The following is a 16,061-nucleotide window of genomic DNA, read 5'->3' on the forward strand; positions in this document are numbered from 1 at the left end:
AGGGGGCCTTCACGCGGAACGAGAGCTAGTTCTTCGGAGCGACTCCCAGCGCGGCGAGCGCGGGGCCGGTCATGATCACGCCGGCACCGGTCACCGGGTCGAAGCCCGGGGCACCGAGGTCGATCGCGGTCGACACCAGCGCCGAGCGGATGTCCGCCTGGGTGGCGTTCGGCTTGCCCTGCAGCAGCAGCGCGGCGATGGCGGCGGCGCTGGGCGCCGCGGCGGAGGTCCCGAAGAACGGCTGGAAACCGCCCACCGAGGTGGCCACACCGTCGGCCGCCGTGATGTCCGGCTTGTTCCGCGTGGCACCACCGGTCGAGGACACGTTGCCGGGGGTGATCACCGAGCCGTCCGGGTTGTAGAACTGGTGACGGCGACCGTCCGAAGTGAACCGCTCCCACTTGGTGGCGGCGGTGAACAGGCCCGGGAACGGTCCGGCCGGGTGGGCCGGGTCGCCGGTCTCCAGCGCGCGCCCGAAGGCACCCGCGGCGGGGGTCGCCGCGACACTGAACGCATTGACGGCCGCCGAGTGACCTGCGGTGACACCGTTGGTGCTGAAGGCTTTCAGCGCACCGGAGGTGACGAAACGGCCGCGGATCACGTTGAGCGCGATGAACCGGTCGGCGCCGCTGTACTTGACCACGGCGACCTTGAAGCCCGAGCCGGTCGCCGGGACCTGCGCGATCTCGTACGGGTTCTGGGTCCCGTTCTGCGAGGCCTCACTGGAGGCGACGACCGAACCGGACGCGTTCAGGATGAACAGGTCGTAGTCGCTGGTGGCCTTGCCGGCCGGGTCGGACCAGAACAGCGTGACGTACCGGCCGAGCGAGCCGGGCGAAAGCGCGTTGTACAGCTGGGTGGTGCCGCTCGGGTCGAAGTCGTGCGGCGTACCGGTGATCCCGGAGATCTTGCTGCTGGAGCCGCGGAAGTCGCCCTCGTAGTAGCCGCTGGTGCCGTCGGTGAGGTTGCCCGAGTTGCCCGCGGAGGAGAAGTAGAGCGCGCCCGCGGCGGTCACGTCGTTGACGGCCTGCGCGACCGGGCCGTCCTGGAACGGCGACTCGTCGAAGTAGGAGACGTCGTCGACGATGATCGTGCACTTGCCGGTGGTGCGCAGGGCGCGGATGTTGTCCGCGAAGCTCTGCTCGCTGGTGAACGCGGTCGCGAAACCGAGCGCCGCGCCGGGCGCCATGTCGTGGATGATCTCCAGCATCGCGGTGCCCTCGTCGCCGCTGCCCGCCTGGCCGGCGAGAACGTCGACGGCCGGCAGCTCACCGGCGGTCTGCGACGCCTGGAGCGACTTGATGCCGTCCGAGAGCACGCAGACCTTCTGGCCGGCGCCGGTGACGCCGTACTTCGTGCGGGCCGTGTCATTGCCGTGCGCCTTGTCGCCCTCGGCGACCTGCAGCGCGGCGACCGCGTTGGCTGCGTTGGCCTGCCTGCGCTCCTGGGGCGCGGGCTCGTTCCAGGTCATCGCCTGGGAAGCGGCCTTGACCTCGGCGACGTCCGCGCGGCCGGCGATCGAGTCGACGGCGCCCAGCGGGAGGTCGGCGCGGATCGCGCCGGCGGGCGAGGCGTAGCGGACGGTGCCGCCCGCGGCCTTGACGGCGTCGACGAGAGAACGGCCGGCGCCCTTGATGTCCACCGCGACGGTGCCGGCGTTGTTCACGCCGAGTCCGGTCCGGTACTCGGGCAGCTTGCCCGCCAGGCCCTTGTCCGCGCGGAGGCGCTTCTCGATCACGAGCTGGCTCGACTGCTTGCGCTCAGCCGGCGTGAGGCTGTTCTTGATGCTCTGCAGTGCGGTGATCCCGGCCTGCGTACGCGCGGTTTCCGACGGTTGCGCACCGGAAACCGCGGTCGACAGCAGCAACGCGCCGACCGCGAGCGGAACCGAGTATGTGACGACCCGGTTGAATCTGCTCATCGATTCTCTCCCCTTATGAGCGCGCCCCGACAACGCGCTGACGGCGTGACACCCTGTTACAGGAATCCCTTCGGCGGCCCGAATGAATTACCCCTGACTGGGTGTAATGGGAAGAATCTAAAGAGCTATCGGTGATCGGTCCACCCACCAAAGTCTGGAACAGGTGAAGATCCACATCCTGAGATATGAACGCGGGTCACGTTCGGTGTACAAAGAGGACTTTCCGGATCTACCGCGCCGAAAACTAAGCCCAGGCGGGAAAAAGCCGCCATAACGCCAGCGCCGAGAGTGCCGCCGTCGCCAGCAGAACCGGTCCGGTGATCACATAAGTCGACACCGGCCGCCAGCGGCGGTAAAGGAAGGTCGCGCCGGCCGCGGCGAGCACGAATCCGCCGAAAGCCAGCACGAGACCCGCCCACGCACCGTCGTCCCCGGTCCGGCCGTCCTGCGCGTCGGCCCGGCCGTTCTGCGGGATCGGTTTGAACGGTCTGCCCTCGAGCACGGCCGTGACCACGGTCGCCTCCTCCGAGGCCAGCGGCCACCACGACGCCGAAGTCACCAGGGTGAGCCGGTCGTCGGCGGTCTTGCCGTAGTCCGCCGCCTCGTCGAGGGCGCGGGTGGCCGTCCCGGTCACCCGGTAGACGGACTTGCCCTGCGGCGTCGCGACGACGATCTCGTCTCCCTGGCCCAGGTCGCCGAGCGAGCCGAACGAAGCGCCGTACCCGGAATTGCGGCCGACCACGGCGGCGTTCCCCGGCTGGCCCAGCCCGGCGGTCCCCGGCACATGCCCAGGGCCAGAGGCGGTTTCGCCGCTCGAGACCCCTTCCAGGACGACCTGCTGCAGTTTCAGCGAAGGGATCTCCAGTACCGCGACCGGGCTCCCGAATTCGACCGGTTTGACCGGCGGCGTCGCGCCGAACAGGCTCTGGCTGGCACCGAGCGCCGTCTGGATGTCGCCGCGGATCTCGACGAGGGCCTTCCGCTGGTCACCGGCCTGCAGCAACGGGCCGAGCGCGTAGACGACCAGCGCGAGCGCCACCAGCGTGGTCACCAGCCAGGCGGACACGACCGCCCCGATCCAACCGGGAGCCACGGACGTTCCGGTCTGCGTGCTCACGCGGCGCCGCCCGGCCGTTTACGCCTGCCCGCGGCGAAGAACGCGGTGGCCGACGGCAGGGTGGCCAGAGCGACCAGCGCCAGCAACGGGATCAGCGCGCCGAGCACCCCGGCACCGGCGAACTTCGGGATGTCGACCCCGTCCGCGACCAGCTTCGCGGCCTGCACGCTCGCCGGGGTCGGAGCCGCCGCGGCGGCCGGGGTCCCGGCGGCCGCCGGCGCACCCGCCGAAGAACCCGTTGTCCCGGAAGGACTGTTCAACGACGGGTTGGCGACCGGGGTGCCGGTCCCGGTCCCGCCGGAGCCGGGCGGCGGCGGGTTCTTCGCCTCTTCCTTCTCCTTGCACGCGCCCTCCGGCGTCCCGGTGCCGATCTTGGCCACCCGCTCGGTGGCCACGGCCTTCAAGTCCTTGCTCAACGGGACCATCCCCGGCGAAAGCAGCCCCTGCCCGTTCCCTGCCGCCAGGTCAGCGAACGCCTTCAGCTGCGCCTGTTTCGCCGTCATCGGCTTGCAGGTCGCGTCGACCAGCGGATTGACCGGAACCGTCAGATATTCGGCGAAAGTGAGCGGGTACGCGCCCGCGGCGGTGACCGTGCCGGTCTGCAGCGTGCCGTCGTCACCGGCCTTCATCGACGCGGCCGCCGCGAGCAGGCTCTGCTCGGTCGGCGCCACGGAGGCGCCCTTCCCGTCCGGCAACGCGACCGGCGTCCAGCCGTAGGCCTTCGCCGTGGCGAGATCGGTGAGCACCCAGCTCAGGCAGCCCCCGGTCGCGCACTCGGCGCCGTTGCCGATCACGACGCCGTCCACCGTCTTGCGGACCGAGAGCTGGCCGATCTTCGCGTCGACGTTGTGCAGCCGGAATTCGCCCGGGTCGAGCTGCCCGAGATCGGTGATCACCCCGGGGGACTTGCCGTTGAGCTCGCCGTAGTACTTGTCGTTCGGCATCTCGCGGAAGACCCACGAGGACGCGGCGTTCTTGACCAGGACCTGGCTCAACGCGAGGGGGATCGTGCCCTTCCCGGATTCGCCGGTCACGCCGAAGAAGCCGGTGGCCGGATCGAGCGCGCCGGAGCGGGCGACAGCGCTCTGCCCGTTCACCCCGGTGACGGCCGCCATCGCCGCGTTGCGGCCGACCAGCGCGCTGCCGTCACGGAAGATCCCGGCCCGGCCGCCCTCGTCCGGGCGTTCACCACCCTTGGTCAGCATGCCCGCGACGTCGTCGTAGCCGAAGGAAAACGTACTGGCGACACGGGAATTGAGCTTGGCGCCGTCATCGCTGGTCTCGGTCGGCGCCCAGCCGACGGCGGCGACGACCACCGCGTTGAGGCCCAGCGGCACATACTGCCGCGACCGGACGGTCTGCGCGGCGAGCGCGCCGCCAGTGCCCGTCACCGCGATGTCGGACTCGCCCTTGTCGAACGCGGTCAGCCCGGTGTCCTCGGTCTCGCTCACGATGTTCGCGGGCTGCTCGCTCTGCGTCGGCGCGCACAGCGCCTGGTTCCACGAAACCATGGTGCGGCCGAACCGTTCCGGCACACTGGAGTTGAGCGAACTCTGCCCGATTCCCTTGCACCCCTTCACCCCGAGCCCCGGCGCGAACGGCGTGAACTTCGTCGATTCGTCGATCCAGGTCACGGTCTTCTTGTCGGGGTTCTGCGCGGTGATCTGGACGGCGATGGTGCACGGCGAGGTGTCGTCGCACTGGTAGGAGAACTGACGTTTCCGCGTCTTGGCCCCGGTCACCGGATCGACCGACACCACCGGGTTGTCCGCCCACGGGACCTTGGGGAACTTGTCTTCGGGCTTTTCGGCCTTGTCGAAGGTCGTGTAGAGCGGGTCCCACGCCACCGGCCGCGGTTGCGAACTCCCGCGCGGAATGGCCGTGTCGAACACGATGTTACCGGTGGTGCTGCTGCGTTTACGGGTCATCAGCTGCATTCCGGCGGGCCGCCCGGTGAGCTCGTCGCCGAAACCGCCCGCGCAGTAGGACGTCACCCGGGTGAGCAGCGTGTGCTCGGCGAGCCAGGGCTCCTTGGTGGCCACCTTGATCAGCCCGTCCGGGACGTCCTTGGGGCAGATCACCAGTTTCGCGCTCGCCCCCTTCGGCAGGCCCGACAGCGTGATGCGCAGCGGGTCGCCGTTCTGGACGGCGGACAGGTCGGCGGGCTCGGTCTTGAGCGTGTACGCCGGGTGGTCAGGCGTCGTCTGCGCTTGCGCCGAGGGAACGGCGATCAGCGAAACGGCCAGCACCCCGCAGAACAGCACGATTCCGATTCGTCTTGCTCGGGCGAAGAACACGGGACCCAACGTCCCCGAATCCCCTGTGGAGGGTCAACAGTCCGCGGCACCGTCCGCGTACTGATTCACATACGTCCCGTCGGGCGTTCCCTCCGCGGACACCTTTCCCGGTCGCGGGCACCACATACTCGGCTCACACCGATACGAAAGAAGGCCGTCCGTGACCATCGCGCCACCCCGGCGGGCGATCACCGAAGTCCTCTCGCGGGCCGACCGCGCGTTCCGCCGGGTCACCACCGGGGCCGGGCTGACCATGCTGGCGATCCTCGTGGTCATCGGCTTCTTCCTGGTCTTCCGCTCCGGGCCGGCGTTCGAGAACAGCGGTTTCGGCTTCTTCACCACGATCCGGTTCGATCCGGCCGCGAGCGTCCTCGGCGTGCTCGGCCTGCTCTACGGGACCATCGTGGTCGCGCTGATCGCGGTCCTGATCGCGGTCCCGCTGAGCATCCTGGCCGCGCTGTTCATCACCGAGTACTCCAGCGGTCGGCTGCGCGGGTTCCTGACCGGTCTGGTCGACCTGCTCGCCGCGATCCCGAGCCTGCTGTACGGCCTGTGGGGTTTCGCCTTCCTCGGTCCGCAGATCGTGCCGGTTTCGGTGTGGCTCACCGAGAATCTCGGTTGGCTCCCGCCGTTCGCGGCCAAAGAGAACGCGCTGTACATCCAGTCCATGTTCATCGCCGGCCTGGTGGTCTCTCTGATGGTCCTCCCGATCACGACGTCGGTGATCCGCGAGGTCTTCGCGCAGACGCCGCCCGGTGAGAAGGAAGCGGCGCTGGCACTGGGCAGCACGCGCTGGGGCATGGTCAAAACGGTCATGCTGCCCTTCGGCCGGGGCGGCATCATCGGTGGCTCGATGCTCGGGCTCGGCCGCGCGCTCGGCGAGACGATCGCCGTTTCCCTTCTGCTGCCCCAGGTTCCGGAGATCGCGACGCATGTCGTCCAGTTCGGTGGCGCGACCATCTCCGGGTTCATCGCCAACAACTCCGGCGCGTCCGGGCTCTCGCTGTCCGGGCTGATGGCGGCGGGTCTGGTGCTGTTCCTGTTCACCCTGGCCACGAACTTCTCCGCCTCGGTGATCATCTCCAAGAGCCGCTCCGGCGCGGGGGTCGACGCCTGATGACCACCACACTCACTCCTCCGGTCACGCCCGCTCCGCGCAAGCTCGTCAAGCGGCGGCCGAGCGCGACCACCACCCAGGACCGGCTGGTCGCGCTCGGCTGCGCGGTGTCGGCGACGCTGTTGACCTGGTTCGTCCTGCATCTGCTGGTGGACTCCCCCGGCTGGCTGGCCGACCTGATCGTCGCGTTCCTGCTGTATCTGTCGATGCTGTACCTGGTCACCCGCGACCGGCTCGGCAGGCTCGCCGCGATGGACCGGATCGTGCACACCATCGTCGTCTCCGGTGCACTGGGTTTGCTGATCCCGCTGCTGTTCCTGTTGTCCTACATCGTTTTCAAGGGTGCGCCGTACCTGCGCTGGGGTTTCTTCACCCACGACATGTCGACGGTCGCGCCGACCGATCCGGCCACCGCGACCGGCGGGCTGCACGCGGTCGTCGGGACGCTCCAGCAGACCGCGCTCACCCTGGTGTTCGTCGTCCCGCTCGGAGTACTGACCGCGGTCTTCCTCAACGAGACGCGCTCGCGGTTCCGCCGCCCGGTGCGCATCATGGTCGACGCGATGAGCGGCCTCCCGTCCATTGTGGCCGGTCTGTTCGTCTACGCGGCGCTGATCATCCCGGGCATCCAGGCCGGTGTCGGGCTGTTCAGCTACAACGGCCTGATGGCGACATTGGCGCTGACGATGGTCATGCTGCCGACGGTCACCCGCACGGTCGACGTCGTCCTGCGGCTGGTCCCGGACGGGCTGCGCGAAGCATCGCTGGCACTCGGTGCGAGCCGGGCGCGGACGGTGTGGTCGGTGGTGCTGCCGACCGCGCGGACCGGCGTGACGACCGCGGTGATCCTCGGGATCGCCCGCGTGGCAGGCGAAACCGCGCCACTGTTGTTCACCTCGTTCGGCGCGCTCGGGATGAACGCGAACCCGTTCTCCGATCCGCAGGAGAGCATCCCGCTGTTCGTGTACCGGTTCATCAAGCAGCCGCTGGAGAACGTCCAGCAACGCGGCTACGTCGGCGCGCTCGTGCTGATCCTGCTCATCTTCACCCTGTTCGCGATCGCCCGGGTGGTGGGCCGCGACCGGTCGAAGCGCAAGGCGAAGAAAGTGAAGAAACGGGAGACCCGGTGACCGAAACAGAACTGTCCGTTATGGACACTCCGCTGGTGAAGCTGACCGGCGGGCCACCGCCCGGCGCGGCGGAACTCGCCTCGCGAGAGGTCGCGGCCTGGTTCGGCGACCGGTTGGTGCTGGAGGGCGTCTCGCTGCATATGCCCGCCCGGGAAGTCACGGCGCTGATCGGGCCGTCGGGCTGCGGCAAGTCGACCTTCCTCCGGATCCTCAACCGGATGCACGAACTGGTCCCGTCGGCGTCGCTCTCGGGCGAGGTCCTGCTCGACGGCAAGGACATCTACGCCGACGGGACGCGGCCGCAGCAGGTCCGGCTGCGGATCGGCATGGTGTTCCAGAAACCGAACCCGTTCCCGGCGATGTCCATTCGCGACAACGTGCTGGCCGGGCTGAAACTCGCCGGCGTCAAATGCGGCGACAAGGACGCGCTGGTCGAGCAGAGCCTCGAACGGGCCGGGCTGTGGCGCGAGGTCCGCGACAGGCTGAGTTCCCCCGGCGGCGCGCTGTCCGGCGGGCAGCAGCAGCGGCTCTGCATCGCGCGATCGCTCGCCGTGCAGCCGAACGTGCTGCTGATGGACGAGCCGTGCTCCGCGCTCGACCCGACGTCGACCCGACGGATCGAGCAAACGATCGCCGAGATCGGGCACGAGGTGACGGTCGTCATCGTCACCCACAACATGCAGCAGGCCCAACGGGTTTCGGATCACTGCGCGTTCTTCCTCGCGGCCGAGAACGAACCCGGCCGCGTGATCGAGCACGGCCCGACGGACACGATCTTCAACGCACCGTCGGACGAACGCACCCACGACTACGTGAACGGGCGATTCGGATGAGCCGCCGGGCCGCGGTTCTCACCGGGGTACTCGCCCTGTTCACGTCGCTGCACCTGGCGACCGCGCCGGGTGCGGCCGCGCTGTCCAGGATCACCGGCTCGGGCTCCAGCTACGTCGGCCCGGCCATGAACGACTGGCAGAACGGCGCGACGTCACGCGGGATCCCGGTCAACTACTCGGCGAACAGTTCCCCCGCGGGCGTGAACCAGTACGGCGACCGGACGGTCGACTTCGCGGCCACCGAGGCGGAGGTGTCTTCGCTGATCGCGGCGGGCGCCGGCGGCGTTTCCACGCAGCAGCGCGGTTTCCAGTACGTGCCGGACGTCGCGGGCGCGGTGGCCGTGATGTACAACGTGCAGGACAAGGCGGGAAAGCGGGTCGATTACCTGCACCTGACCCGCGAGGTCATCGGACGGATCTTCAGCCGCGACATCACCCGCTGGAGCGATCCGGCGATCACCGCGACCAACGGCGGCAAGCCGCTGCCGGACCAGCCGATCACCCTGGTCGGCCGGACCGGGCAATCCGGGACGACCGCGCTGTTCTACGACTTCATCGCGCACGCGGCCCCGAACGCCTACCAGGCCTTCGTGTCCCGCAACGTCGGCAACGGTATGGGGAACCTGCCGTCGGGCGTGCGTCCGATCCAGTTGCCGACCCGGGGGCCGGACGCGGACTGGTACCGGCTGCTGGCGGACTCGGATCAGATCGCCACCGCCGTCGGCTCCGGGAACGTGCCGTTTTCCGTCGCCTACGACGAATTCGCCTACGCCGTACGCCACAACGTGCCGACCGCGTGGGTGCAGAACGGCGCGGGCCAGTACACGAAACCGTTCGCGGAGAACATCGCCTCCGCGCTGAAGCACGCGGAACTGCGGCCGGACCTGAGCCAGAAACTGGACCGCGTGTACTCGAACACCGACCCGAAGTCGTACCCGGTCTCGGCGTACTCGTACGTCATGATGCCGTGCACCAGTGGCCGCGACACCTGCCGCGGCGGCTACGGCGACCAGGGCAAGGCCGACACGATCACCGCGTTCCTCGAACACGTCGCCTGCGACGGCCAGATCAACATGGCCCGGATCGGCTATTCGCCGCTGCCGCCGAATCTGTCGCAGGAGATCATGAACGCGAACTCGCGCCTCACCGGGCAGCCCGCGAAACAGCTGAGCGCGGGCAACTGCGGCAACCCGACCTTTCACGGCAGCCTCGGCGAGGGCGCCACCAGCCCGCCCGACCCGCTGGTGACCGCCGGCATCCTCAACCCGGACGGCAAACCCGCCTCGGGTCCGGGCGCCGGGGGTCCGAGCACTTCCGCCGGGCCCAGCACGGGTCCGTCCACCGGCGACAAGATCACGACCGCGACGGCGGGCCCCGACGAGGAGTCCGCGGGCGGCGGTTCGAAGAACTGGCGGGAGGCGTCGCCGGCGGCTTACGACGACGGCGGGCTTTCCGGGTTCGGAGGGTGGGCGGCGCTGGTGTTGTTCGTGGCGATCGTGGCGCCTTTGGTGATACGCGGGGTGATTCGGAAGGTGCGGGGTTCCTAGCCGACTCCTCTGGTCGCGGACCTGTCAGGTGCGGTCGTGGAGAGTGATCTGGTAGCCGTCGGGGTCGGCGAAGGTGAATGTCCGCCCGAAGGGGCCGTCGATCGGCGCGGAGACGATGGTGCGGCCGTCGGCGACGAGAGCATCGTGAATGGCCTGGACGTCCGTGGCGTGGAGCCAGATCGCGGCACCGATGCCGGGCTGGGCGGCGGATGCGAGATCGGTGCCGGGAACGACGTCGCGGAGTGCGAACGCGATCGGCTTCGTCTCGAAGACGACGGCGTGCGGAGGTCCGGCCGGTGAGCGGACGAGGCCGAGGAACTGCTCGTAGAACGCCTGCGAAGCGTCCAGGTCGCGCGCCTGAAGCGAGATGAAGTCGGGGCCGGTGACGGGCATGATGATGCTCCTTTTCTCCGTGTCAGCTTTCTGACACGGAGCAACCTATGTCAGAATACTGACATGAGTCAAGACGGTGTCGGCGTCGACCTGGAGACGTCACTGGGCTACCTGCTGAAAGAGGCCTCGAGCGCCCTGCGCGCGGCCATGGAGGAGGTGCTGCGGCCTCTCGGGATGAGCGTGACGCACTACTCCTGCCTCGAACTGCTGGCTCAACGGCCGGGCTTGTCGAACTCCGAACTCGCCCGGGGCGCGTTCGTGACACGGCAGACGATGAACGTGCTGCTCCAGGCCCTCGAACGAGAGGGCTACGTGACCAGGCCCGCGGAGGCACCCGTCGGAAAGGTTCTCCCCACCCGGCTCACGCCTCGCGGCCGACGGAGCCTGGAGAAGGCGACCGCGGCGGTCCGGTCCGTCGAGGTCAGAATGCTGGCCGGCATGACCGAGACCGAGCAGTCAGGCGCGTTCCGGATCCTGCAGACCATGATCCATTCCCTGCGCGACGGCAAGGACAGCCACTGAACGCGGGTCGGCTCGTTCTGGTCGTGGGCATGCCGAGGAGCCCGTCGCCGGTGTGGCCGGCGGGCTCCTCGGGTCAGACGAGCGTGTTGCGCCTCGGACTTCGTAGCGGATCCAAGTACTGCGGCGGAATGAACTCCGGTAGCCCATCGACGGCCATCCGTACTTCCCAATCACCGTGGTGGATCAGGCGGTGGTGGAAGCTGCAGAGCAGGCACATGTTGCGGAGGTCTGTCATGCCGCCTTCTGCCCAGTGGTGAATATGGTGAGCGTGACAGCGCTTTGGCCTCCGCTGACACCCAGGGAACGAACAGCCCCGATCCCTCGCGTTCAAGGCCCTCCGCTGGCCCGGCGTGACGAAGCGTTTGATCCGCCCCACATCCAGGGGTTCACCGGCGGCGCTCATCACGATCGGGAGCATGAGGCAGTCGCAGGCGGCCATACGAGCCTCGCGGGCCGTCATCTGACCGACGAAGTCCACACTCGCGGTGCCGAGCCCTGATTTCAGTTCTTCGAAACCGACCAGGACGTGCACCATCGTCCGATACCCGCAGGTGCCGGGCTGGTCCGGACTCGCGATCGCCAGGTCAAGCAGATCCACCCAGGCGTCGCCCTGGCGCTCCCACACTGTCCGCAGGTCCGCCTGGTCGAACTCGTCGACCGGGCGGGGTTTCGCGTAGGCCTCGATCGCCGCTGCGGTGCGAGCACCTGCTTCGTCGTCCAACAGGCCGGTGAGCTTCCAGAACCCATCCTTACGCCGGTGCAACCTCAACTCGCGACGAGGCTGGACGGGCTCGGGATCCTTGGGTTCGTTGCCATCCGGGTCCAGCCAGGCCAACAAGCCTGCCTCAGCACGTGCGATCTGTGAAGGCCCTCCGTCGCGGGCGAGATCAGCGAGGATCTTCTCGGCGGCATCCCGGTTCTCGACCGTGACGTGGGCGGGGATCCTCTTCAGCACTCCGATGATCTGGTCGATGTGCTGCTCCCCAACCGCGCCTTCCGCCGCAGCGGCAGCCGTCGCGGGTGCGAGTGGCGGGACCTCGGTGCCGTCGAGTGCGCGGGTCGGGTTCAGCGCCACCGCACGATCCACGAGTTTCTTCGCATCAGCCGGAGCAATCCGCGCCACATCAGCAAGCCACATCTTCGTGTTCGCATACCCGTACAGATCTTTCGTGCCACGAGACTCGATCTCCGCCAGATAGATGCCCAACACAGCGGACGCAGCACGTGCCAGCGTCAGCGCCTCAGTCACTCCGTGGGCAAGCTCCAACTTCCCGGCACGCCACAACTCCTGCGGCAACAGGGGAGGAACGGAGGTCTCGGACACCCCTCCACAATACCGCACATTTGTCGAACAGGTGTTCGTAATTATCTGCAACAATGAACCGTCGCTAATAACACTGAAGAGTGATCGGAGAAAGTGCACCGGTCACTCGATAATAGAGTTGGTAGTTCTGCTGGCGGTTTCGCGTGACTGCAGGGACGACACGCGTGTCCAGACGGACGACACGGGCGTGTCGTCCGTCCAGTCACGCGAAACCGCCGACGGGCAACAAGCAGGGCCCCGGCTCAAGGGAACGTCAGCACGACCTTCCCCTGCCCATGCCCCGTCTCGATCTCCCGGTGCGCCTCCGCTGCCTCACTGAACGGGTACGTCCGCCGCACCAGGAACCGCAACTCCCCCTTGGCGTACAACGACGCCAGCATCCCCAGCCGCTCGGCCGACCGCGTCCCGGTGACCAGCCGCGCCCCCGCTTCGGGCGCGCGGCCGTGCTCGACGAGGGTGAGCACGCGGTCCGGATCCCCGACCAGTTCCAGCGAGAGGTCGAAGGCGACCCCGCCGGCTCCGTCGAGCGCGGCGTCGACACCGGATGACGCCAGGGCGCGCACACGATCGCCGAGGCCGTCGCCGTAGACGACCGGTTCTGCGCCGAGCGAGCGGACGTAGTCCTGGTTCGCCTCGCTCGCCGTGCCGATGACCTTCGCGCCGCGCAGCACCGCGAGCTGGACGGCGGCGGTGCCCACGGACCCGGCCGCACCGTGGACCAGCAGCGTCTCGCCCCGCGCGATCCGCAGGGCGTCGAGCGCGAGGTACGCCGTCTGCGTCCCGGCCGTGAATCCGCCGGCGACCTCCCACGGCATCTCCGGCGGCTTCGGCGTGACGTTCTCCGCGGGCACCACGATGTACTCGGCGTAGGCCTGCACGGCGGTGAACCCGAGCACCTCGGCCCCCGCGACGAGGCCGGTAACCCCGGAACCGACCTCGTCGACGACCCCGGCGAACTCGTTCCCCGGGACACGCGGCCAACGCAGCTCGAGCCCCGCGGGTTCCCAGCCCGCCCGGACGGCCGCGTCGTACGGCTGCACTCCCGCCGCCTTCACTCGCACCCGGACCTCCCCGGCACCGGCGTGCGGCTCCTCCAGTTCCAGCACACGGAGTACTTCCGGGCCACCGGCTTCCGTGAACGCGGCCGCTTTCATGTTGTTCCTCCAGTTCGTCCCCAGCTGATGGAACCCAGCCTGTTATCTCCACTTAACTGGAGGTCAAGAGTTGTCGGTGTGACGTTCTAAGCTGCCTGGGTGACGAGCTACCGCATCTCCAGGGCAAACGCCTCCGACGCCGGCCGGTTGACCACGCTGATGCACGAGTCGAGCGCGTATCAAGGGGAGTACGCGTCGATTCTCGAGGGCTTCCGGGTCACCGAGGACTACCTCGCCACCCACCCCGCCTTCATCGCGCAGGCACAGCGGGACGTGGTCGGTTTCTACAGCCTCATCGAGTACCCGGCCGAGCTGGACCTGCTGTTCGTCGCCGATTCCGCACAGGGCACCGGTATCGGGGCCTGGCTGGTCGAGCACATGCTCGGGCAGGCCACCGAACTGGGCATGACCGAGATCAAGGTCGTCTCCCACCCACCGGCCACCGGTTTCTACGAGCGGATGGGCGCGCGCCAGGTCCGCGTCGTGCCGCCCAGCCCGCCGAAGATCACCTGGGAGCGCCCGGAACTGGTCTTCGACGTCAACCGCTGACGGCGCGGCTGAACCGGCCGATCAGTTTGCGCAGGTGCTCGGCGAACTCCGGGGAATCGACGACGTCGAAATCGGTGTCGAGCAGGCCCAGGTAGAGCGCCAGGTACTCCAGCGTGTCCGCACCCGCCTTGAGCAGGCAGGTGTGTTCGTCGACGGCTTCGACCACGACGGCGGGCGGCACCTTCGCCGCGGCTTCGGCCGCCGGGGCGTGCAGCCGGATCGTCGCGTGGTGCCGCCACAAGGCAGCGCCGACCCCGCGCTGCAGGTAGGCGACCACTCCCCCTTCCGGTGGTTCCCGCGGCTCGAACCGTCGCCCGTTGGGCGTACGCGGCCGCACCCGGTCCGCCCGGAAGGTCCGCCAGTCCTGCCTGTCGACGTCCCAGCCGACGAGGTACCACCGTCGGCTCATGTGCACGACCCGATGCGGCTCGACCTGCCGCCGCGTCGGAGATCCGTTGTGTCCCACGTAGTCGAAGCGCAGGGTCTCGCGGTCGCGGCAGGCGTTGGCGATGACCGTGAGCACCTCGGCGTCGACCGTGGGGCCACCGCCCTGCACCGCGAGCGTCGCGGAGTTCAGCGCCTCCACCCGGTGCCGCAGCCGCGAGGGCAGCACCTGTTCCAGTTTCGCCAGCGCCCGGACCGACGTCTCCTCGATCCCCGCGATGGTCCCGCCCGCGGCCGTGCGCAGGCCCATCGCCACCGCGACGGCCTCTTCGTCGTCGAGCAGCAGCGGCGGCATGGCCGCACCGGCGCCGAGGGAGTAGCCGCCCGAGACGCCGGGAGTCGCGTCGACCGGGTAGCCCAATCCCCGCAGCCGCTCGACGTCGTTGCGGATGGTCCTGGTCGTGACGACCAGCCGGTTCGCCAGCTCAGGTCCGGTCCAGACGCGCCTGGCCTGCAGCAACGACAGGAGTCGCAGCAGTCTCGCCGAAGTGTCCGCCATGAATTCCACCTTGCCCGCAATCGCGGAACGATTCTTTCCGCAATGGTTCCTAACGTAGCCCTCATGACTGAAATCAAGCCGTTCCGCATCGACATCGACCAGGCCGACCTGGACGACCTCACCGAGCGCCTGGGCCGCACCCGCTGGCCGCGCGAGGTCACCACCGACTGGAGCCGCGGCGTCCCGGTCGCCTACCTCAAGGAACTCGCCGAGTACTGGGCCGACGGCTTCGACTGGCGGGCGCAGGAGGCGGAGCTCAACGAGTTCCCGCAGTTCACCACCGAAATCGACGGCCAGACCATCCACTTCCTGCACGTCCGCTCCGCCGAGCCGGACGCCCTGCCGCTGATCCTCACGCACGGCTGGCCGAGTTCGCCGTTCGAATTCCGGAAGATCATCGGCGCGCTGACCGACGAGTTCCACCTCGTCATCCCCACGCTTCCGGGCTACGGTTTCTCGACGCCGCAGGGTCCCGGCTGGGGCAACCTGTTCCGCGTCGCGCAGGCGTGGACGACGCTGATGGATCGCCTCGGTTACGAGCGTTTCGGCGTCCACGGCACCGATGCCGGCGCCGGGGTCGCGGGCATCCTGTCGATGATCGCCCCGCACCGCACGGCCGGTGTCCATCTCACCGGCACCAGCGCGGCCATGCCGTTCGGCCCCGCGGTCGAACTCGACGGCCTGCCGGAGAAGGACCGCGAACGCGGCGAGCGCTTCAACCGGTTCCAGGCCGACGGCCTCGGCTATCTGCACCTGCAGTCGACCCGGCCGCAGACGCTGGCGTACTCGTTGAACGACTCCCCCACCGGCCAGCTCGCGTGGATCGTGGAGAAGTTCGCCGAATGGACCGACCCCGCCCAGGAACTGCCGGACGACGCCGTCGACCGTGACCATCTGCTGGCCGCCGTCAGCCTGTTCTGGTTCACCGGCGCGGGCGCTTCGTCAGCACATGCGACGTACGAAGGGATGGAGGTCTACCGGCAGATGTCCCAGGGCGGCTGGGATGCCGATGGCGAGGCGCCTGCCGGGCCGCCGCGAGGGATCGCCGTCTTCGCCGGGGACACCACGATCCAGAGCCTCCAGGACGGCCCGCTGGAGCACTGGTCCGAATACGACACCGGCGGCCATTTCCCGGCGATGGAGGTTCCGGATCTGCTCGCCGAAGACCTCCGTGCGTTCTTTCGCAAGCACCGCTGACCTGTATTCGGGCCACG

14 protein-coding genes are annotated in these 16,061 nt (G+C 68.7%); 7 read left to right on the forward strand and 7 right to left on the reverse strand.

From position 1 onward, the window contains the following. Positions 1 to 25 precede the first annotated feature (25 nt). From ACLJRL_RS25115 to ACLJRL_RS25125, 3 genes are all read right to left on the reverse strand, one after another. Positions 26 to 1,921, reverse strand: a complete 1,896-nt coding sequence (locus tag ACLJRL_RS25115) for a S8 family peptidase (RefSeq protein WP_410658725.1) — start codon at positions 1,919 to 1,921, stop codon at positions 26 to 28. Between the two features lie 244 nt (positions 1,922 to 2,165). Beyond that, positions 2,166 to 3,014, reverse strand: a complete 849-nt coding sequence (locus ACLJRL_RS25120) for a sortase (RefSeq protein ID WP_410658726.1) — start codon at positions 3,012 to 3,014, stop codon at positions 2,166 to 2,168. A 20-nt stretch (positions 3,015 to 3,034) separates the two neighbouring features. Continuing rightward, entirely contained in the window at positions 3,035 to 5,335 is a 2,301-nt protein-coding gene (locus ACLJRL_RS25125; protein WP_410658727.1) for a hypothetical protein, read from the reverse strand. A 160-nt stretch (positions 5,336 to 5,495) separates the two neighbouring features. On the opposite strand from ACLJRL_RS25125, the gene pstC reads away from it, so the two are divergent. The 4 genes from pstC to ACLJRL_RS25145 are packed head-to-tail and all read left to right on the forward strand — an operon-like array spanning position 5,496 to position 9,962. Further along, positions 5,496 to 6,452: a phosphate ABC transporter permease subunit PstC gene (gene pstC, locus ACLJRL_RS25130; RefSeq protein WP_410658728.1), complete on the forward strand. Its 957-nt coding sequence runs from the start codon at positions 5,496 to 5,498 to the stop codon at positions 6,450 to 6,452. Then, positions 6,452 to 7,582, forward strand: a complete 1,131-nt coding sequence (gene pstA / locus ACLJRL_RS25135) for a phosphate ABC transporter permease PstA (protein ID WP_410658729.1) — start codon at positions 6,452 to 6,454, stop codon at positions 7,580 to 7,582. Before pstC ends, pstA begins: the two co-directional genes overlap by 1 nt. Before the next feature lie 20 nt (positions 7,583 to 7,602). Further along, positions 7,603 to 8,415 carry a phosphate ABC transporter ATP-binding protein gene (locus ACLJRL_RS25140; RefSeq protein WP_410659047.1) on the forward strand — a complete coding sequence of 271 codons (813 nt, stop codon included), beginning with the start codon at positions 7,603 to 7,605 and terminating at the stop codon, positions 8,413 to 8,415. Then, a complete protein-coding gene (locus ACLJRL_RS25145) occupies positions 8,412 to 9,962 on the forward strand; it encodes a substrate-binding domain-containing protein (RefSeq protein WP_410658730.1) in 1,551 nt (516 codons plus the stop codon). The genes ACLJRL_RS25140 and ACLJRL_RS25145 overlap by 4 nt, the downstream gene beginning before the upstream one ends. Positions 9,963 to 9,986: 24 nt before the next feature. Here the strand turns inward: ACLJRL_RS25145 and ACLJRL_RS25150 are convergent, their stop codons facing one another. Next, on the reverse strand, positions 9,987 to 10,355 hold the full coding sequence (locus ACLJRL_RS25150) for a VOC family protein (RefSeq protein ID WP_410658731.1): 369 nt from the start codon (positions 10,353 to 10,355) through the stop codon (positions 9,987 to 9,989). Positions 10,356 to 10,418: 63 nt separating this feature from the next. Here ACLJRL_RS25150 and ACLJRL_RS25155 point away from each other — a divergent pair, with 63 nt between their 5' ends. Beyond that, a complete protein-coding gene (locus ACLJRL_RS25155; protein ID WP_410658732.1) occupies positions 10,419 to 10,877 on the forward strand; it encodes a MarR family winged helix-turn-helix transcriptional regulator in 459 nt (152 codons plus the stop codon). Between the two features lie 73 nt (positions 10,878 to 10,950). Here the strand turns inward: ACLJRL_RS25155 and ACLJRL_RS25160 are convergent, their stop codons facing one another. After that, complete coding sequence (locus ACLJRL_RS25160) at positions 10,951 to 12,201, reverse strand: DUF222 domain-containing protein (protein ID WP_410658733.1); 1,251 nt, start codon at positions 12,199 to 12,201, stop codon at positions 10,951 to 10,953. Positions 12,202 to 12,443: 242 nt separating this feature from the next. Next, the gene (locus tag ACLJRL_RS25165) at positions 12,444 to 13,355 is read right to left on the reverse strand and encodes an NADP-dependent oxidoreductase (RefSeq protein ID WP_410658734.1); all 912 of its coding nucleotides are present in this window, start codon (positions 13,353 to 13,355) and stop codon (positions 12,444 to 12,446) included. A 159-nt stretch (positions 13,356 to 13,514) separates the two neighbouring features. On the opposite strand from ACLJRL_RS25165, the gene ACLJRL_RS25170 reads away from it, so the two are divergent. Beyond that, entirely contained in the window at positions 13,515 to 13,904 is a 390-nt protein-coding gene (locus ACLJRL_RS25170) for a GNAT family N-acetyltransferase (RefSeq protein ID WP_410659048.1), read from the forward strand. Here ACLJRL_RS25170 and ACLJRL_RS25175 read toward each other — a convergent pair. After that, positions 13,894 to 14,847, reverse strand: a complete 954-nt coding sequence (locus ACLJRL_RS25175; RefSeq protein ID WP_410658735.1) for a helix-turn-helix transcriptional regulator — start codon at positions 14,845 to 14,847, stop codon at positions 13,894 to 13,896. The genes ACLJRL_RS25170 and ACLJRL_RS25175 overlap by 11 nt on opposite strands. Positions 14,848 to 14,910: 63 nt before the next feature. Here ACLJRL_RS25175 and ACLJRL_RS25180 point away from each other — a divergent pair, with 63 nt between their 5' ends. Next, positions 14,911 to 16,044: an epoxide hydrolase family protein gene (locus ACLJRL_RS25180; protein ID WP_410658736.1), complete on the forward strand. Its 1,134-nt coding sequence runs from the start codon at positions 14,911 to 14,913 to the stop codon at positions 16,042 to 16,044. Positions 16,045 to 16,061 lie beyond the last annotated feature (17 nt).

The organism is Amycolatopsis sp. lyj-112, assembly GCF_046549055.1.
Classification (GTDB): domain Bacteria; phylum Actinomycetota; class Actinomycetes; order Mycobacteriales; family Pseudonocardiaceae; genus Amycolatopsis.

Excerpts from the sequence above, each read along its gene's own strand:
- ACLJRL_RS25115 (WP_410658725.1), bottom strand. The coding sequence starts at position 1,921 with ATGAGCAGATTCAACCGGGTCGTCACATACTCGGTTCCGCTCGCGGTC.
- pstA (WP_410658729.1), top strand. The coding sequence starts at position 6,452 with ATGACCACCACACTCACTCCTCCGGTCACGCCCGCTCCGCGCAAGCTC.
- ACLJRL_RS25140 (WP_410659047.1), top strand. The coding sequence starts at position 7,603 with ATGGACACTCCGCTGGTGAAGCTGACCGGCGGGCCACCGCCCGGCGCG.
- ACLJRL_RS25145 (WP_410658730.1), top strand. The coding sequence starts at position 8,412 with ATGAGCCGCCGGGCCGCGGTTCTCACCGGGGTACTCGCCCTGTTCACG.
- ACLJRL_RS25150 (WP_410658731.1), bottom strand. The coding sequence starts at position 10,355 with ATGCCCGTCACCGGCCCCGACTTCATCTCGCTTCAGGCGCGCGACCTG.
- ACLJRL_RS25155 (WP_410658732.1), top strand. The coding sequence starts at position 10,419 with ATGAGTCAAGACGGTGTCGGCGTCGACCTGGAGACGTCACTGGGCTAC.
- ACLJRL_RS25165 (WP_410658734.1), bottom strand. The coding sequence starts at position 13,355 with ATGAAAGCGGCCGCGTTCACGGAAGCCGGTGGCCCGGAAGTACTCCGT.
- ACLJRL_RS25170 (WP_410659048.1), top strand. The coding sequence starts at position 13,515 with ATGCACGAGTCGAGCGCGTATCAAGGGGAGTACGCGTCGATTCTCGAG.
- ACLJRL_RS25175 (WP_410658735.1), bottom strand. The coding sequence starts at position 14,847 with ATGGCGGACACTTCGGCGAGACTGCTGCGACTCCTGTCGTTGCTGCAG.
- ACLJRL_RS25180 (WP_410658736.1), top strand. The coding sequence starts at position 14,911 with ATGACTGAAATCAAGCCGTTCCGCATCGACATCGACCAGGCCGACCTG.